This is a genomic window from Cryobacterium sp. TMT4-31, from assembly GCF_004403385.1.
Taxonomy (GTDB): Bacteria; Actinomycetota; Actinomycetes; order Actinomycetales; family Microbacteriaceae; genus Cryobacterium; species Cryobacterium zongtaii.
Window position 1 is genome coordinate 1 of sequence record NZ_SOGI01000040.1, and the last position, 14,424, is coordinate 14,424.

General features: G+C 69.5%; 16 protein-coding genes. 9 read left to right on the top strand and 7 right to left on the bottom strand.

All coding sequences use genetic code 11. From position 1 onward, the window contains the following. Positions 1–216: 216 nt before the first annotated feature. From E3T19_RS09255 to E3T19_RS19660, 7 genes are all read left to right on the top strand, one after another. Entirely contained in the window at positions 217–603 is a 387-nt protein-coding gene (locus E3T19_RS09255) for a nuclear transport factor 2 family protein (protein ID WP_134408670.1), read from the top strand. A 96-nt stretch (positions 604–699) separates the two neighbouring features. Further along, entirely contained in the window at positions 700–1,293 is a 594-nt protein-coding gene (locus E3T19_RS09260) for a sulfite oxidase-like oxidoreductase (RefSeq protein ID WP_088456769.1), read from the top strand. 32 nt (positions 1,294–1,325) lie between these two features. Then, a complete protein-coding gene (locus tag E3T19_RS09265) occupies positions 1,326–2,039 on the top strand; it encodes a ferredoxin reductase (protein ID WP_241980108.1) in 714 nt (237 codons plus the stop codon). Next, complete coding sequence (locus E3T19_RS09270; protein WP_088456771.1) at positions 2,036–2,314, top strand: DUF6510 family protein; 279 nt, start codon at positions 2,036–2,038, stop codon at positions 2,312–2,314. The genes E3T19_RS09265 and E3T19_RS09270 overlap by 4 nt, the downstream gene beginning before the upstream one ends. A gap of 79 nt (positions 2,315–2,393) precedes the next feature. Further along, positions 2,394–3,572 carry a MarP family serine protease gene (locus tag E3T19_RS09275; protein WP_088456772.1) on the top strand — a complete coding sequence of 393 codons (1,179 nt, stop codon included), beginning with the start codon at positions 2,394–2,396 and terminating at the stop codon, positions 3,570–3,572. Between the two features lie 30 nt (positions 3,573–3,602). Continuing rightward, complete coding sequence (locus E3T19_RS09280; protein WP_134408671.1) at positions 3,603–5,003, top strand: pyridoxal-dependent decarboxylase; 1,401 nt, start codon at positions 3,603–3,605, stop codon at positions 5,001–5,003. A gap of 30 nt (positions 5,004–5,033) precedes the next feature. After that, complete coding sequence (locus E3T19_RS19660) at positions 5,034–5,738, top strand: RNase H family protein (protein WP_088456774.1); 705 nt, start codon at positions 5,034–5,036, stop codon at positions 5,736–5,738. On the opposite strand, the gene E3T19_RS09290 is transcribed toward E3T19_RS19660, so the two are convergent. Both E3T19_RS09290 and E3T19_RS09295 read right to left on the bottom strand, forming a co-directional pair. Further along, entirely contained in the window at positions 5,739–7,238 is a 1,500-nt protein-coding gene (locus tag E3T19_RS09290; protein ID WP_134408672.1) for a sugar porter family MFS transporter, read from the bottom strand. Between the two features lie 118 nt (positions 7,239–7,356). After that, positions 7,357–8,853, bottom strand: a complete 1,497-nt coding sequence (locus tag E3T19_RS09295; protein WP_134408673.1) for a sugar porter family MFS transporter — start codon at positions 8,851–8,853, stop codon at positions 7,357–7,359. A 167-nt stretch (positions 8,854–9,020) separates the two neighbouring features. Between E3T19_RS09295 and E3T19_RS09300 the strand changes: the two genes are divergently transcribed. Continuing rightward, positions 9,021–9,917: a DUF429 domain-containing protein gene (locus E3T19_RS09300; protein WP_134408674.1), complete on the top strand. Its 897-nt coding sequence runs from the start codon at positions 9,021–9,023 to the stop codon at positions 9,915–9,917. Here the strand turns inward: E3T19_RS09300 and E3T19_RS09305 are convergent. The 3 genes from E3T19_RS09305 to menC all read right to left on the bottom strand — a co-directional run bounded on the left by E3T19_RS09305 (position 9,877) and on the right by menC (position 11,737). Continuing rightward, entirely contained in the window at positions 9,877–10,167 is a 291-nt protein-coding gene (locus E3T19_RS09305; RefSeq protein WP_134408675.1) for a hypothetical protein, read from the bottom strand. The genes E3T19_RS09300 and E3T19_RS09305 overlap by 41 nt on opposite strands. A gap of 19 nt (positions 10,168–10,186) precedes the next feature. Continuing rightward, entirely contained in the window at positions 10,187–10,558 is a 372-nt protein-coding gene (locus tag E3T19_RS09310; protein WP_103461632.1) for a glyoxalase superfamily protein, read from the bottom strand. 69 nt (positions 10,559–10,627) lie between these two features. Then, the gene (gene menC, locus E3T19_RS09315; protein WP_088456780.1) at positions 10,628–11,737 is read right to left on the bottom strand and encodes an o-succinylbenzoate synthase; all 1,110 of its coding nucleotides are present in this window, start codon (positions 11,735–11,737) and stop codon (positions 10,628–10,630) included. Between the two features lie 94 nt (positions 11,738–11,831). Between menC and E3T19_RS09320 the strand changes: the two genes are divergently transcribed. After that, on the top strand, positions 11,832–12,737 hold the full coding sequence (locus tag E3T19_RS09320) for an oxygenase MpaB family protein (RefSeq protein WP_134408676.1): 906 nt from the start codon (positions 11,832–11,834) through the stop codon (positions 12,735–12,737). Here E3T19_RS09320 and E3T19_RS09325 read toward each other — a convergent pair. Next, complete coding sequence (locus E3T19_RS09325; protein WP_134408677.1) at positions 12,734–13,738, bottom strand: hypothetical protein; 1,005 nt, start codon at positions 13,736–13,738, stop codon at positions 12,734–12,736. The genes E3T19_RS09320 and E3T19_RS09325 overlap by 4 nt on opposite strands. Positions 13,739–13,768: 30 nt before the next feature. Beyond that, positions 13,769–14,392: a MerR family transcriptional regulator gene (locus E3T19_RS09330; RefSeq protein ID WP_088456783.1), complete on the bottom strand. Its 624-nt coding sequence runs from the start codon at positions 14,390–14,392 to the stop codon at positions 13,769–13,771. Positions 14,393–14,424: the final 32 nt, after the last annotated feature.

Below are 14,424 nucleotides of genomic sequence, written 5' to 3' on the forward strand. Positions count from 1 at the left end.
ACCCGCCAAGGCCCCGGCGGCGCCCTCACCTGGACCACCCCCGCCGGCAAGACCTACACCTCAGCCCCCACCAACACCGACCCCACCACCTACGACCCCGCCAGCTACGTCACCGCCCGCCACGACAGCCGCACACCGAGACTCGGAATCGACGGCCCTCCCCCGTTTTGACCGCCGCCTCTGGCCGGATTCCGGTGCACGCGCTACAACTAGGGCATGAACGAGCCCGTTGATACCCCGAACGCCACCACCCGATGGATGCAGGGGTACCTCAAGGCCTGGTCCTCGAACGATCCCGATCACATCAACGCACTCTTCACCGAAGATGCCGAGTACTACACCGACCCGTTCGGGGAACCACGGCGCGGACGCCCAGCGATTGTCGCCGGGTGGCTGGATCACGCCGACGAGCCCGACAGTTTCACCTTCGAGTGGTCGCCGCTGATGATCACCCCCGAGATGTCCATCATCGACGGCGTCACGCGCTACGCGGCCGGTCCGGTCTACAGCAACCTCTGGGTGATCCGCTTCGCTCCAGACGGCCGGGCCCGGGAGTTCATCGAGTGGTGGATGGACCAGGCCCGGCCGACCGAAGACAGCTGAGGGCCACGCCCGACTGGAGTCGTGACACTGGTGAATCGTCCCGGCACACGCTACAACAGGGGTGACACAGGAACCCGCCGCAGAAAGGACACCGTCATGGGAATCGTCTCCTCAGGCTTTTTCGGCCGCGGCCGCCGCGACGACCCGACTCTCCCACCCGGCCAGCACCTCACCGACGGGTTCCCGGTGCTTTCAGCCGGCCCCACCCCGCGGATCACTCCGGAGGAGTGGGAGTTCACCATCACCACCGAGACCGGCCAGGTGCACCGCTGGAGTTGGACGGAGTTCCTCGCGCTCCAGCAGGATGACGTGAGCCGCGACATCCACTGCGTCACCAGTTGGTCGAAGCTCGGCACCAGCTGGCGCGGCGTCTCGCTCGACACCCTTTTCGAATCGGTCGAGTCCGACTGCGAATTCACCATGGCGCACTCCTACGGCGGTTACACGACCAACGTTCCGCTCGACGACCTGCTCGACGGCAAGGCCTGGATCGCGCACGAGTTCGACGGTGAGGCACTCGAACCGGCCCATGGCGGCCCTGCCCGCCTGCTGGTTCCGCACCTGTACTTCTGGAAAAGCGCCAAGTGGGTGCGCGGACTCGAGATGCTCCGGCAGGACGAACCCGGTTTCTGGGAGAGCAACGGCTACCACATGTACGGCGACCCCTGGCGCGAAGAGCGCTACTGGTGAGAACCGGTTGGAGAGTGGCGGAGGTGATCGGCGTGACCCCGGAGACCCGGACCGCCCGCACCCTGCGTCTGCGCTTGCCCGGCCTGACCGGGCACCGCGCCGGCCAGCACGTCGACGTGCGCCTCACCGCCACAGACGGGTACACCGCCGTGCGCTCCTACTCGGTCGCGTCGGCGTCACCCGGGGACGAATTCGACCTCACGGTGGAGGAGCTGGCCGACGGTGAGGTGTCGCCCTATCTTGTGCACCAGGTTGCCGTGGGCGACCAGCTGGAGGTGCGGGGCCCGGTCGGCGGCTGGTTCGTCTGGGACCCGGCCGATCCCTCGCCCGTGCAACTCATCGCCGGCGGCTCCGGAGTGGTGCCGCTGATGGCCATGCTCCGCGCCCACGCGGCCGCCGACCCCGCCTCCCCCGGCGCCGCCGCCCCGTTCCGCCTGCTCTACTCGGTGCGCGCACCCGATGCCGTCTACTACGGTGCCGAACTCGACGACCTGGCCCGCTCGCCGCTCGCCGATGTCTCCGTCGTGTACACCCGCCAGGCACCGGTCGGCAGTGGCCGGCCACCCCGGCGCCTGGATGCGGCGACCCTGGTGGAGAGCGTGCTATCGGCCGCCGACAACCCCGCCGTGTTCGTCTGCGGCGCCACCGCCTTCGTCGAAAGCGTCGCCGACTGGCTCGTGCAGGCCGGCCATTCCCCCGATCGGATCAAAACCGAACGCTACGGCGGCACCGGGACCAGACCGTGACCGACAACCTCGACGACCTCGACTACCTGGACGGCAACGCCGCCGCCGGTCCGCTCAGCGAGTTCTTCGCCATCGACGTCGTCAGCGCCCGCGGCCGCTGCGCCTCCTGCGGCCGCATCGATGCCCTGGCCACCGCCCGGTTGTACCCCAACTCCCACGGACTGCTGTTGCGCTGCCCAGGCTGCGCCGAGATCCTGATGCGGCTCGTCGACACCGGCGACAGCGTCTGCCTCGACCTGCACGGCCTGAGCTTCATCGAGCTGCGCCGCGGCTGACGGGCTTCCCAGCTAATACCCGCTTCCACCCGCTTAGGCTGAGTTCGGCGGTTCCTCCGCCCTTCGAGCTGGAGTGTGCATGCAGGGATCGGTCATTCTCGACGTCATTCTGGTCGTGCTGCTCGTCGCCAGTCTGGGCGCCGGCTACCGCAGCGGCCTGATCGGCAGCCTGAGCGGCGTGCTGGGCCTCGTCGCCGGCGCCGTCGCGGCGTACTTCGTGGTGCCGCTGGTGCCCACCTGGGTGTCCGCCGCCGAGTGGCGCACTCCGGCCTCCATCGCCGCGGCGCTGCTGCTGGTGATTGCCGGGCTCACCATCGGTGAGTCGATCGGTCTGGCCCTCCGCCGCCGCACCCCGCGCAAGCTGCGCGGCGTCGACAGGCTCTTCGGCGCCGTGATCGGCGTGGCCGCCGCCGCCGCCGTGATGTCGATGGTCGCGTTCAGCGTCGGCGCCCTGGGCATTCCCCCGCTCACCTCCGCCATCGCCTCGTCGGGGGTCGTGCGCACCATCGACTCGGTCACCCCCGATCCAGTGAAGAGCTTCCTCGCACAGCTGCGTTCCACCGTCGTCGACGACGGCCTGCCCCTTATCGCGGATGCCTTCGGCGGCCAGAGCCCGACCCTGCCAGAGGCCCAGCTCGACAGCGCCGCGCTCGACACTGCCGCGGCATCCGTGCTGCGTATCACCGGCAACGCCGTCGCCTGCGGCCAGAGTCAGTCCGGGTCGGGTTTCGTGATCGCCCCCGAACGCGTGATGACCAACGCTCACGTTGTGGCCGGGGTCACCGAAGCCGTCGTGGAGGTGCCGGGAGCCGGTGCCTTGACCGGCGAGATCGTCTACTTCGACCCCGTCGACGACCTCGCGATCATCGCCGTACCCGGTCTGGCCGCCGCACCGCTGACCCTGCAGGGTGACCTGGCCGTCGACAGCGAGGGCGTCAGCCTGGGCTACCCGTTCGGCGGGCCGTTCGACTCCGATCCGGCCAGGGTCATGTCGGTGGGTTCGGTGCTCGTCGCCGACATCTACGGCCAGTCCCCCACCGCCCGGGCCGTGTACACGCTCGCCGCGGACGTGCAGCAGGGCGAGTCGGGCGGGCCGCTGCTCAGCGCCGACGGCCGGGTGGCCGGCGTGATCTTCGCCAAGGCGGCCAATACCGCCAACGTGGGCTACGCCCTGGCTATGTCCGAGGTTGCCCCGGTCGTCGACCAGGCCGACGGCCTCTCCGCTATGGTCAGTTCCGGTACCTGCATCCAGGGCTAGGTCCACCGGAAGCGGGGGTATGGTGACCGCATGACTTTTCGGCCAGAGGACTACCGGGCCCCGCTCGAGCAGGCGGTTCGGTCCGCCGCCGAGTGGTTGGATTCGCTGCCGTCCCGGCCCGTGAAACCGGCGGCGCCGGTCGACCAGCTGGCGGCGGCCTTCGCTCGCGCCCTTCCAGAGGAACCTGCCGATCCCGCCGCGGTGGTGGCCGAGCTGGCCACGCTGGCCGAACCCGGACTGATGGCCATCGGCTCCGGCCGCTTCTTCGGCTGGGTGATGGGCAGCACCCTGCCCGCGGCCCTGTCGGCGGACTGGCTGGTGAGCGCGTGGGACCAGAACGGCGGACTGCGCTATGCGACACCGGCGACCGCGGCGATCGAGGAACGAGCCGGTGCCTGGATTCTCGACCTGCTGCATCTGCCAGCCTCGAGCGCAGTGGGCTTCACCACCGGCGGCACGATGGCTAACTTCGTCGGCTTGGCCGCCGGCCGAGGCGCGGTGCTCCGCGCGGTCGGCTGGGACGTCAACCGGGATGGCCTGACCGGCGCACCACGGGTGAGCGTACTGGCCGGCGCCGAGGTGCACAGTTCGGTGATCCTCGCCCTGCGCTACCTGGGCTTGGGCGAACCGACCCTCGTCGCCGCCGACCCGCAGGGGCGCATCCGTCCCGACGCCCTGGCGGACGCACTGGCGACGGTCACCGGTCCCAGCCTGGTCGTCCTTCAGGCCGGCAATCTGCACTCGGGCAGCTTCGACCGGATGCGCGAGTCGATTCGGTTGGCCCACGATGCCGGGGCCTGGGTGCACGTCGACGGCGCCTTCGGGCTGTGGGCGGCAGCGAGCCCCCGCTGGGCTCCCGCCCTGGCCGGACTGGACACCGCCGATTCGTGGGCGACGGATGCCCATAAGACCCTCAACGTTCCCTACGATTGCGGCATCGCCATCGTCGCCGACCCGGCCGCCGCGCGGTCCGCGTTCGCGGCACACACCAGCTACTTCGTGCGGGACGACGCCGGCACCGCCGACCCGATGGATCTGGTGCCCGAGCTGTCCCGACGCGCGCGCGGCGTTCCGGTGTGGGCGGCGATGCGCTCCCTCGGTCGCAGCGGCACGGTGGCCCTCGTCGAGGGACTCGCCGACAACGCCAGCGCCCTCGCCACAGGGTTGGCGGCGCTGCCCGGTGTCGAGGTGCTCAACGACGTGGTCTTCACCCAGGTGTCGGTCTCGTTCGGCACCGATGACCGCACGGTCCGGGTGACGCAGGCCCTCATCGCGGACGGGGCGGTCTGGATGTCCGGGTCGGTCTGGTCGGGGCGGGCGGTGTTGCGCATCTCGGTCAGCAACTGGTCCACGGATGCCGCCGATGTGGCTGTGGCCGTCGACGCCGTCGCGCGCGCCCTGGCCACGGTCACCACCGCCGACCGGGAGTGACCCCACTCGCCCAGCTGGCAGACTGGATTCATGACTATCACCGCCGCCGCAGACGGCTCGGCCCTTGGCAACCCCGGACCGGCCGGCTGGGCCTGGTACATCGACGACAACAACTGGGCCGCCGGCGGCTGGAAGCACGCCACCAACAATCAAGGCGAGCTCAAGGCCGTCCTCGAACTGTTCCGCGCCACCGCGCATGTGGACGACGACCTGCTCGTGCTCTGCGACAGCCAGTACGTCATCAACGCCATCACCAAGTGGATGCGCGGCTGGAAGGCCAAGGGCTGGCGAAAGGCCGACGGCAAGCCCGTGATGAACCTCGACCTGTTGCAGGAGCTCGACGAGGCCCTGGTGGGCCGCAAGTACCGATTCGAGTGGGTCAAGGGCCACGCGAACCACCCGCTCAACGAGGCCGCCGACTCCCGCGCCCGTGCCGTCTCCGAGGCGTACCAACGGAATGCCACGATCCCCACCGGGCCGGGCTTCGTGGCCGGCGGGCCGGTGCCGGCTGCCGCGGTTGTGAAGACGGCCCCAGCAACGACCCCGGCTGCGAAGACCGCGCCGGCGAAATTCGCCGCACCACGCGCATCCGCCGACCTCGGCCTGTTCGACTTCGAGGTCGAGCGCCCGCACACCGTGCAGGTCTCGCTGAGCGCCGAGGAACTCGGCCGGCTCAAGCGCCGGGCGAGCGGCCGCGGAGTCAGCCCGGAAGAGCTGCTCCGCGACCTGATCTGACTAGCGCCGCGGCTTGACCTTCGGCTTCGCGGCGTTCTTGTTCGGCAGCAGCGTATTGGCCTCGTCCAGCGACATCCCGTTGGTCTCCGGCACCTTGGTGAGCACGAATAAGAAGGACAGGCCGGCGAACAGGGCGTACATGCCGTAGGTGAGCGGCAGCGACCAGGCCGACATCGGCGGGAACGTCACGGTGATGAGGAAGTTCGCGATCCACTGCGCGGCCGCGGCCAGGCCGAGAGCCTTGGCGCGGATGGTGTTCGGGAAGATCTCCCCGAGCAGCACCCAGACCACCGGTCCCCAGGAGGCACCGAAGGAGATCACGAAGACGTTCGCAGCCACGAGGGCGATCGGTCCCCACGCACCCTGCAGCGCGAGCTCGCCATCGACCATGACCGATTGGCTGAACGCCACGGCCATAGTCGCCAGCGACACCGTCATGCCGATGGAACCGGTCAGCAGGATGGGCCGGCGGCCGACCCGGTCGACCAGCGCGATCGCCACCAGGGTGACCAGTATGTTCGTCACGGACGTCGCGACCGAGATGGCCAGCGAACTGGACTCTTCGAAGCCCACCGCGCTCCAGAGCGTGGTCGAGTAGTAGAAGATCACGTTGATGCCCACGAACTGCTGGAACACCGACAGGATGATGCCCACCCAGACGATGGGCTTGAGACCGAGCATCGGGCCGCGCAGCGACCCGGTGCGCTTGGCGCGGGTGTCGTCCTCGATCGAGGCCTTCATGTCGCGCAGCTCACGGTCCACGTCGCCGTGCGGCCACACCTTGTGCAGCACCTCGCGCGCCTTCTCCTCCTTGTCGTGCAGCACCAGGAAGCGCGGCGATTCGGGCAGCAGCAGCGCGATCACGCCGTACACGACCGCGGGGATAGCCGCGACCAGGAACATCCAGCGCCAGGCCTCCAGCCCCCACCAGAACATCTCGCTGGCGCCGCCGGCCGTCGACGCGAACACGGCGTCGGAGAGCAGGGCGGCGAAAATACCGATGGTGATCGAGAGCTGTTGCAGGGAGCCCAACCGGCCACGCATCTGCCGTGGCGAGATCTCGGCGATGTACGCGGGGGCGACCACCGAGGCGAGCCCGATACCGATACCCCCGACGACGCGCCAGACGATCAGATCGACCACCCCGAACGCGAGTCCGGAGCCGATCGAGCTGGCGAAGAACACGATCGCGCCCACGAGCATCACCGGGATGCGCCCGAACTTGTCCGCGAACCGTCCGCCGAGGAAGGCGCCGGTGGCCGCGCCGAGCAGGGCACTGGCCACGGCGAACCCGGTGATGGCCTCGGTGAGGCCGAACTGCCCCTGGATGGCCTCGACCGCACCGTTGATCACCGAAGAGTCGAACCCGAAGAGGAACCCTCCGAACGCGCCGGCGATGGCCAGCGCGATGACCTTACGATTTGTCGCTGGTTTGCCATCCCCGCCAGCCGATGTGCCGGCCGGCGTCCGGTCCTTCTTCGGTTCTGTCCTGTTAGTCATCGCCACTTCCCCCGCATTCGCTGGTGTCTTCGCCGTCTGGGCAACCCGAAAATCCTACGCCTGCCTCGCACCAGCGGATGACACACAGCGGGATGCCGCCGTTCCGACGATCACCCGACTAACGCCGCAGCACCGGCTTCGCCTTCGTCGCTGCCTTCGGCTTTGCGGAGTTCTTATTCGGCAACAGAGTGTTTGCCTCGTCCAGCGACATCCCGTTGGTCTCGGGCACCTTCGTGAGCACGAACACGAACGACAGCCCGGCGAACAGGGCGTACACACCGTAGGTGAGCGGCAGTGACAGCCCTGCCATCGGCGGGAATGTCACGGTGACGAGGAAGTTCGCGACCCACTGGGCGGCGGCAGCCAGACCGAGGGCCTTGGCACGGATGGTGTTCGGGAAGATCTCCCCGAGCAGAACCCAGACCACCGGTCCCCAGGAGGCACCGAACGACACGACGAAGACGTTCGCCGCGACGAGGGCGATCGGTCCCCAGGCGCCCTGCAGGGCGAGTTCGCCGTCGATCATGACCGACCGACTGAACGCCATCGCCATGGTGGCCAGCGACACCGTCATGCCGATGGAACCGGCCAGCAGGATGGGGCGGCGGCCGATCCGGTCGACCAGGGCGATCGCCACCAGGGTGACCAGGATGTTCGTCACCGACGTGACCACCGAGATGGTCAGCGAGCTGGACTCCTCGAAGCCCACCGCGCTCCACAGCGTGGTCGAGTAGTAGAAGATCACGTTGATGCCCACGAACTGCTGGAACACCGACAGCAGAATGCCCACCCACACGATGGGCTTGAGGCCGAAGACCGGGCCACGGAGCGAGCCGGTGCGCCTGGCCCGCACATCGTCCTGGATCGAGGCCTTCATCTCGCGCATCTCACGGTCGACATCTCCGTGCGGCAGCACCCGTTCGAGCACCTCGCGGGCCTTGTGCTCCTTGTCGTGCAGCACCAGATAGCGCGGCGACTCGGGTAGCAGCAGAGCGACGACTCCGTAGATGAGGGCCGGTACCGCGCTGACCAGGAACATCCAGCGCCAGGCCTCCAGGCCCCACCAGAACATCTGGCCGGCGCCGCCGGCGGTAGCGGCGAAGATGGCGTCGGAGAGCAATGCGGCGAAGATACCGATGGTGATGGAGAGCTGCTGCAGCGAGCCCAACCGGCCACGCATCTGCCGTGGTGAGATCTCGGCGATGTACGCGGGCGCCACGACCGAAGCGAGCCCAATGCCGATGCCGCCGACGACCCGCCAGAGGATGAGGTCGACGACGCCGAAGGCGAGCCCGGATCCGATAGAGCTGGCGAAGAAGATGATCGCGCCGACGAGCATGACCGGGATACGGCCGAACTTGTCCGCGAAACCGCCGCCGAGGTAGGCGCCCGTCGCAGCTCCGAGCAGGGCGCTGGCGACAGCGAACCCCGTGATGGCTTCGGAGAGGCCGAATTGACCCTGAATGGCCTCGACCGCCCCGTTGATCACGGAGGAGTCGAACCCGAAAAGGAACCCTCCGAACGCCCCGGCGATGGCCAGCGCGATGACCTTACGATTTGTCGCCGGCGTGACCGTCGGTGTCGCTTCTCTCGTCAATTCCGTCGTGGCTTGCATAGAAACTTCCTCGTTTTCGCTGGTCATCGCCGTCTGGGCAATCCGTGAAGACTACGCCTGGCCCGCACTCGGGGGACCAAGAGATGGAGTCAAACGCCCTAAATGTTGCGGGAGCCGCTATATTCGGTCATCTTTCGCGGGCGCACCGAGCGTGGTAGGTATGGCCCATGACGCGATTCCTCGGGGTGGATCTGGCTTGGGCAGAAGGCACGGCCGCGAAACCGGCCAATGAGAGCGGGCTCGCCTGCATCGACGAGACCGGCCGGGTGATCGAGGCAGGGTGGGCCCGCGGCATCGACGAGATCGTCGACTGGATCCAGCGGCTAGGCGAGCCGGGCGCAGTCCTCGCCATCGACGCACCGCTCGTGGTGAACAACCCCACCGGAATGCGGGAGTGCGAACGGGAAACCGGGTCTCGCTACGGTCGCTGGCACGTGGCGGCCAACGCCTCAAATCAGGCCCTGCCGCGTCTCGGCGGGGTCACCCTGCGCGGCCGGCTGGAGCAGCTCGGCTGGGCCTACACCGATGGCCTTGCCCCCGTCGGTGCACAGATGTGCAGTTTCCTGGAGTGCTACCCCTACACCACCCTGGTTGGCGCGCCGGAGTTCGGCTACGACGACAAACGGCCCCGATACAAGCGGATGGGGCCTGCCCTCCCGGTCCTCGAACGTCGCGCCGAGCGTGCCCTGGTCTGCGACGACCTCATCGAGCGGATGTGGCGACTGCACGCGGCCTCGCCGCCACTGGACCTGGCCACCCACGCGGCATCCGACAGCCTGGTCACCGAGCCGACACCGTTGGCCGATGCCGCCTACAAGCACCGCGAGGATCTCATCGACGCGCTGCTCTGTGCCTGGACGGCGTCGCTCTGGCACCGCTACGGCACCGCACGCAGCCAGGTCCTCGGTGCCGCTGACCCGCTGGTCGTGGACGGTCGCCGGGGCACCATCATCGCGCCGGCCCGCCTTGAGCAGCGCCGCGGCGACGACCGTGTCCGGGCCGCCGCACTCGCTGCCGCCGCGTTCAGCGCACCGGCAGCCAGCGCCCCTTCACACGTTCGGTGACCAGCCAGCTCACCGGGGCGGCGACCCGCCGGGTCTTCGCAACGACGTGGTCGCCGATGGCCAATGCGGCGGTGCCGTCGTCGGCGGTGAAACGCACCGTGGCGCGGGCCGCCCCGGCCACCACGGCCAGGTCGGAAGCCTCCACGGTGGTGAGCTCCGCGGCGGCGCCGGCGGCGGCGGGCAGTACGGCCTCCGGTCGCACCCCAGGCTGCAGGGCGCCGATAGACATGATCACGCGGTAGGACGGCATTGCCCCAGAGTACGGGGCCTCACTCAGGCGGCGGCAGCTGCTGCAACGACCAGGTGTTGCCGTCGGGGTCGGAAAAGTACACGAAGCGACCCCAGTCCTGCTCGTCCACCTCGCTGGCCTCCACGCCTGCGGCCACCAGCTGGGCCCTCGCGGCATCCGCGTCGGCGACGACCATCTGCACGCCCCGCTGCGAGCCGGGCGGCATATCGGTCATGCCCTCGCCGAGCACGATCGAGCACGCGGATCCCGGCGGGGTCAGTTGCACGAACCGCATGGCCTCGTTGACCCTCTGGTCGTAGTCGGCGTTGAAGCCGACCTGGTCGACGTAGAACGCCTTGGCCCTGTCGACGTCGGTGACCGGGATACTGACGAGTTCGATCTTCATGTCCATGGCGAACCTCCGGTGATGGGCTGAGTGTCACTCGAACGGCGCCAGCCTACGACGGAGCGGGTGCCGCCGCTAGAAGCGGATGTCGCGGCGCGACCGGGTGACCTCGGCCAGCACGTCGGGCAGCACCTGCACCCCGGTGCCCGGGCCGGTCGGCACCCTCAGGTGCCCGTCCTCGAGTACGAACGGGGCGGTGAGGTCCTGGGCGTAGTAGCGGTCAGAGGCCGAGGTGTCCCCCGGCAGCACGAAGTTGGGCAGGCCGGCGAGGGCCACATTGGCGGCCCGGCCGATTCCCGTCTCGAGCATCCCGCCGCACCAGACCGGCACCCCGTGCGCGGCGGCCACGTCGTGGATGCGGCGGGCCTCGAGGTAGCCGCCCACCCGCGACGGCTTGACGTTGATAATGCTGCACGCGCCCAGGCTGATCGCCGCAGCGGCGTCCTGCGCCGACTCGATCGACTCGTCCAAGCACACCGGGGTGCCAATCAGCCGGGCCAGCGCCGCGTGCCCGAGCAGGTCCCGCTCGCCCAGCGGCTGCTCGATCAGGAGCAGGTCGAACGGGTCGAGCCGGGCGAGGTGCCGGGCATCCGCCAGCGTGTATGCGGTGTTCGCATCGACCTGCAGCAGCAGGTCGGGGCCGAACCTCTCGCGCACGGCACGCACCGGGGCGAGGTCCCAGCCCGGTTCGATCTTGAGCTTGATGCGCAGGTAACCCTGGGCGAGGTAGCCGGCCACGGCCTCGAGCAGCTCGTCGACGGTGTCCATGATGCCCACCGAGACGCCGGCCGGCACCGTGTCGTGCACGGCGCCGAGGTAGCCGCCGAAGGATTGGCCGCTCTGGCGCAGCTGGGCGTCGAGGATGGCCGCCTCCAACACGGCCTTGGACATCTGGTGGCCCTTGACCGGGGCGAGGGCGGAGCCCACCCGCTCGGCGGTAAGGTCGTCACCGAGGGCCTGCAGCCGCGGGATGAGGTGGTCGCGGATCACCAGGTCGCTGGCATCGATGAACTCCGAGCTGTACAGCGGCCGCACCTCGGCGGCACACTCCGCCCAGCCCTCGGCGTGGGCGGTCGACACCTGCACCAGGGTGATTTCCCGTTCGGTGATGGTGCCGAACGAGGTGCGGAACGGCCGCACCAGCGGCAGGCTCACCCGGCGCAGCTCGATGTTCTCGATTCTCATGTGCCGGCGCTTTTCATGAACGGAGTCTAGCCACACCGGATTTCGGGGCGCATGCCCAGCCATCCGCACGGGATCGTCGATTAGGGTTCGAAGAATGAGCAGCCTCGTTGATGGATTCGTGAGCAGTTGGCGTTCGCACCTGCTTGTCACCCTCTCGGGCAACGACGAGGGCCGACCGGCTTGGGTCGGCACCATGGAGCTGGGCGACGATGCCGGCTTCTTCGGCCCGGGTTCGGCGTCCTGGGCGGTGCACGGCGGCATGGCCACCATGGTCGCGGGCATCCGGGCGCTGCTCATGCAGACCCTGCACCCTGGCGCGATGGCCGGCGTGCACGACTGGTCCAGGTACCGGGAGGATCCGCTCGGCCGGCTCAGCGGCACCATCCAGTGGCTGGTCACGGTGACGTTCGCCGCCACGGAACAGGCCGAGCGTGAGTCGGGCCGGGTGGGCCGGTTCCACGAACGGGTCGTGGGTAGCTACGTCGACGCGCAGGGTGTTCAGCGGCCATACTCTGCCGGCGACCCCGAGCTGCTGTCCTGGGTGCACGTGGTGTTCACGGATGCCTTCCTGGCCAGCCACAGGCTCTGGGGCGGCCCGATCCCCGGCGGCGCCGACAGATACGTGCGGGAGTGGGCCAAGGCCGGCGAACTCGTCGGCGTGCAGGACCCGCCCCGGACGGACGCCGAGCTCGCCTCGCAACTGCGGGCGTTTTCCGACGCGGGTGTGCTGATGGGCGGCGACCGGGTCGCGGAGGCCGTGCGGTTCATCAGGCACCCGCCGCTCCGGCGCGGCATGCTGCCGTTCTACCGCATCATGTTCGCCGGCGCCGTGGCATCGATCCCGGTCGAATACCGACGGATGCTGGGCCTTCGCCGCAGCCCCCTACCCGTGGTCTGGGCCACCGGCGCTGTGCTCGGCCTGGTGCGGCTGCTGCTCGGCGCGTCCTCCACCTCGGAGGACGCGGCCCGGGCCCGTATCGCCCGCCTCGCCGTGTCCTAGCCGCGCGCCCGGCGGGATTCTCGGAGGAGGGTGCGGGTGATGGCTCCGGCGGTGGCGGCGACCAGGGCCGCCGCGATGGCCAGGACCGGCGCACTCGGCTGCACGATCGACTGGCCGGCGAGGGCCTGGCCGGTCACCAGGGCCAGCACGCCCAGGTAGAGGCCGACCAGGGCGCGCAGAATGCCGCGGCGCGCGAGCGGACGGGCGAGGGCGGGCATCCGTCGGGCGAGGGCTTCGAGCAGCAGGGCCGCCAGCGGCAGCACCTGCAGGGCGTGCATACCCACGAAGTGCGGGATGCGCAGGTCGCCGGCCACGGTGCTCCAGCCCAGCAACGGCAGGCTCGGACCGCCGTCGGCGACTCCGACGGTGTGCGCGCCCACGATGCCCTGGTAGTCGTCGAGCTGGGCCGCGGTGGGTCCGGTCATCAGGAACGCCAGGCCCATGCCAACCAGGGCGATGAGCAGCCCGGAGCGGATCGCGAGGGCCCGGCCCGGGTCGCCGAGGTCGGCGCGGAGCAACAGGATGGCGATGGGCACGGCGGCGACCCAGACCGTGACGATGGATGCCGCCATGACCGACCAGAGGGCAGCGTGGAACCCCGTCGACACGTTGAAGTGGCTGGTCAGGCCGGCCGCGGCCGCTCCCACGATGATCACCATCTCCACGACCAGGAACACGGCCGCGACGGTGCCGGCCCACCAGGCCAGTCGACGAGACCGAGCCTTAGCCGCTGGCAACAGCCCGATCAGCCAGGACAGGGTCACGGCGTAGACGCCCACCGAGATGGCGAACTTGAGCGGCTTGGCCCAGAGGGGCGCCCCGGTGACGGTGCGGGGATCGACAGCGAGGCCCACCAGAGCGCCGGCGGCGACCACGGCCATCGTGAGAGCGAGCCAGAGCAGCGGTCGGTGCCACCTGATGGTGGGCGGGGCGCCGGACGCGGGGCCGGTGAGCAGGGTGCTGCGAAACGCGGTTCTGGTTCCGGTGCGAGTACTGGCCATGATGACGAACTCCTGACGGGATGGGGGGACTTACGGGTTGGGCGGTGCTGGATACCGGCGGGCGGAGACGTGCTCCTGCGCCGCTCGGCGGAGGGCGGCAAAGAGGGCATCGCCGAGCACTGTGCCCACGACCACCATCTCCGTCTTGGATTCGCGGTCGGTGCGGGCGTCGATCTCGTCGAGGTCGGCCTCGGCCACGGCGAGCGCCGCGGCCGCGTAGCCGGGCACCCAGCCGCTGAGGTCGGGCTGGCCGAGCTCGGCGAAGGTCTGCAGCACCCGGGCCGCGGCCAGGCGGCCGGGATTGTCCGGCGACACGTGCCATCCGCTCAGCACCGCATCGACCTGGGCCACGGCCTCGGGCGACAGCGCCGCACCGTCGATCTGGGGCGAGACCGTGCGCTGGGCGATGTCGAATGTGTGGGACAGGCCCAGGTCCGAGTCGATGGCATCGATCACCTGGTGGGCGGCGGCGATGCTGAGTCCGCCCACCTCCAGCAGGCCACGGATGACGCGCAGCCGGCGCAGGTGCTCCGGCCCGTACAACGACTGGTTCGGACCCTGCCGCTCCCCCGCCGGCAGCAGGCCCTCCCGCAGGTAGTACTTGATCGTCGCCACCGGGATCCCACTGGTCGTGCTCAGCTGCGCCATCCTCATGCAGATAGTTTAGCTATCGGATAGTGACACTG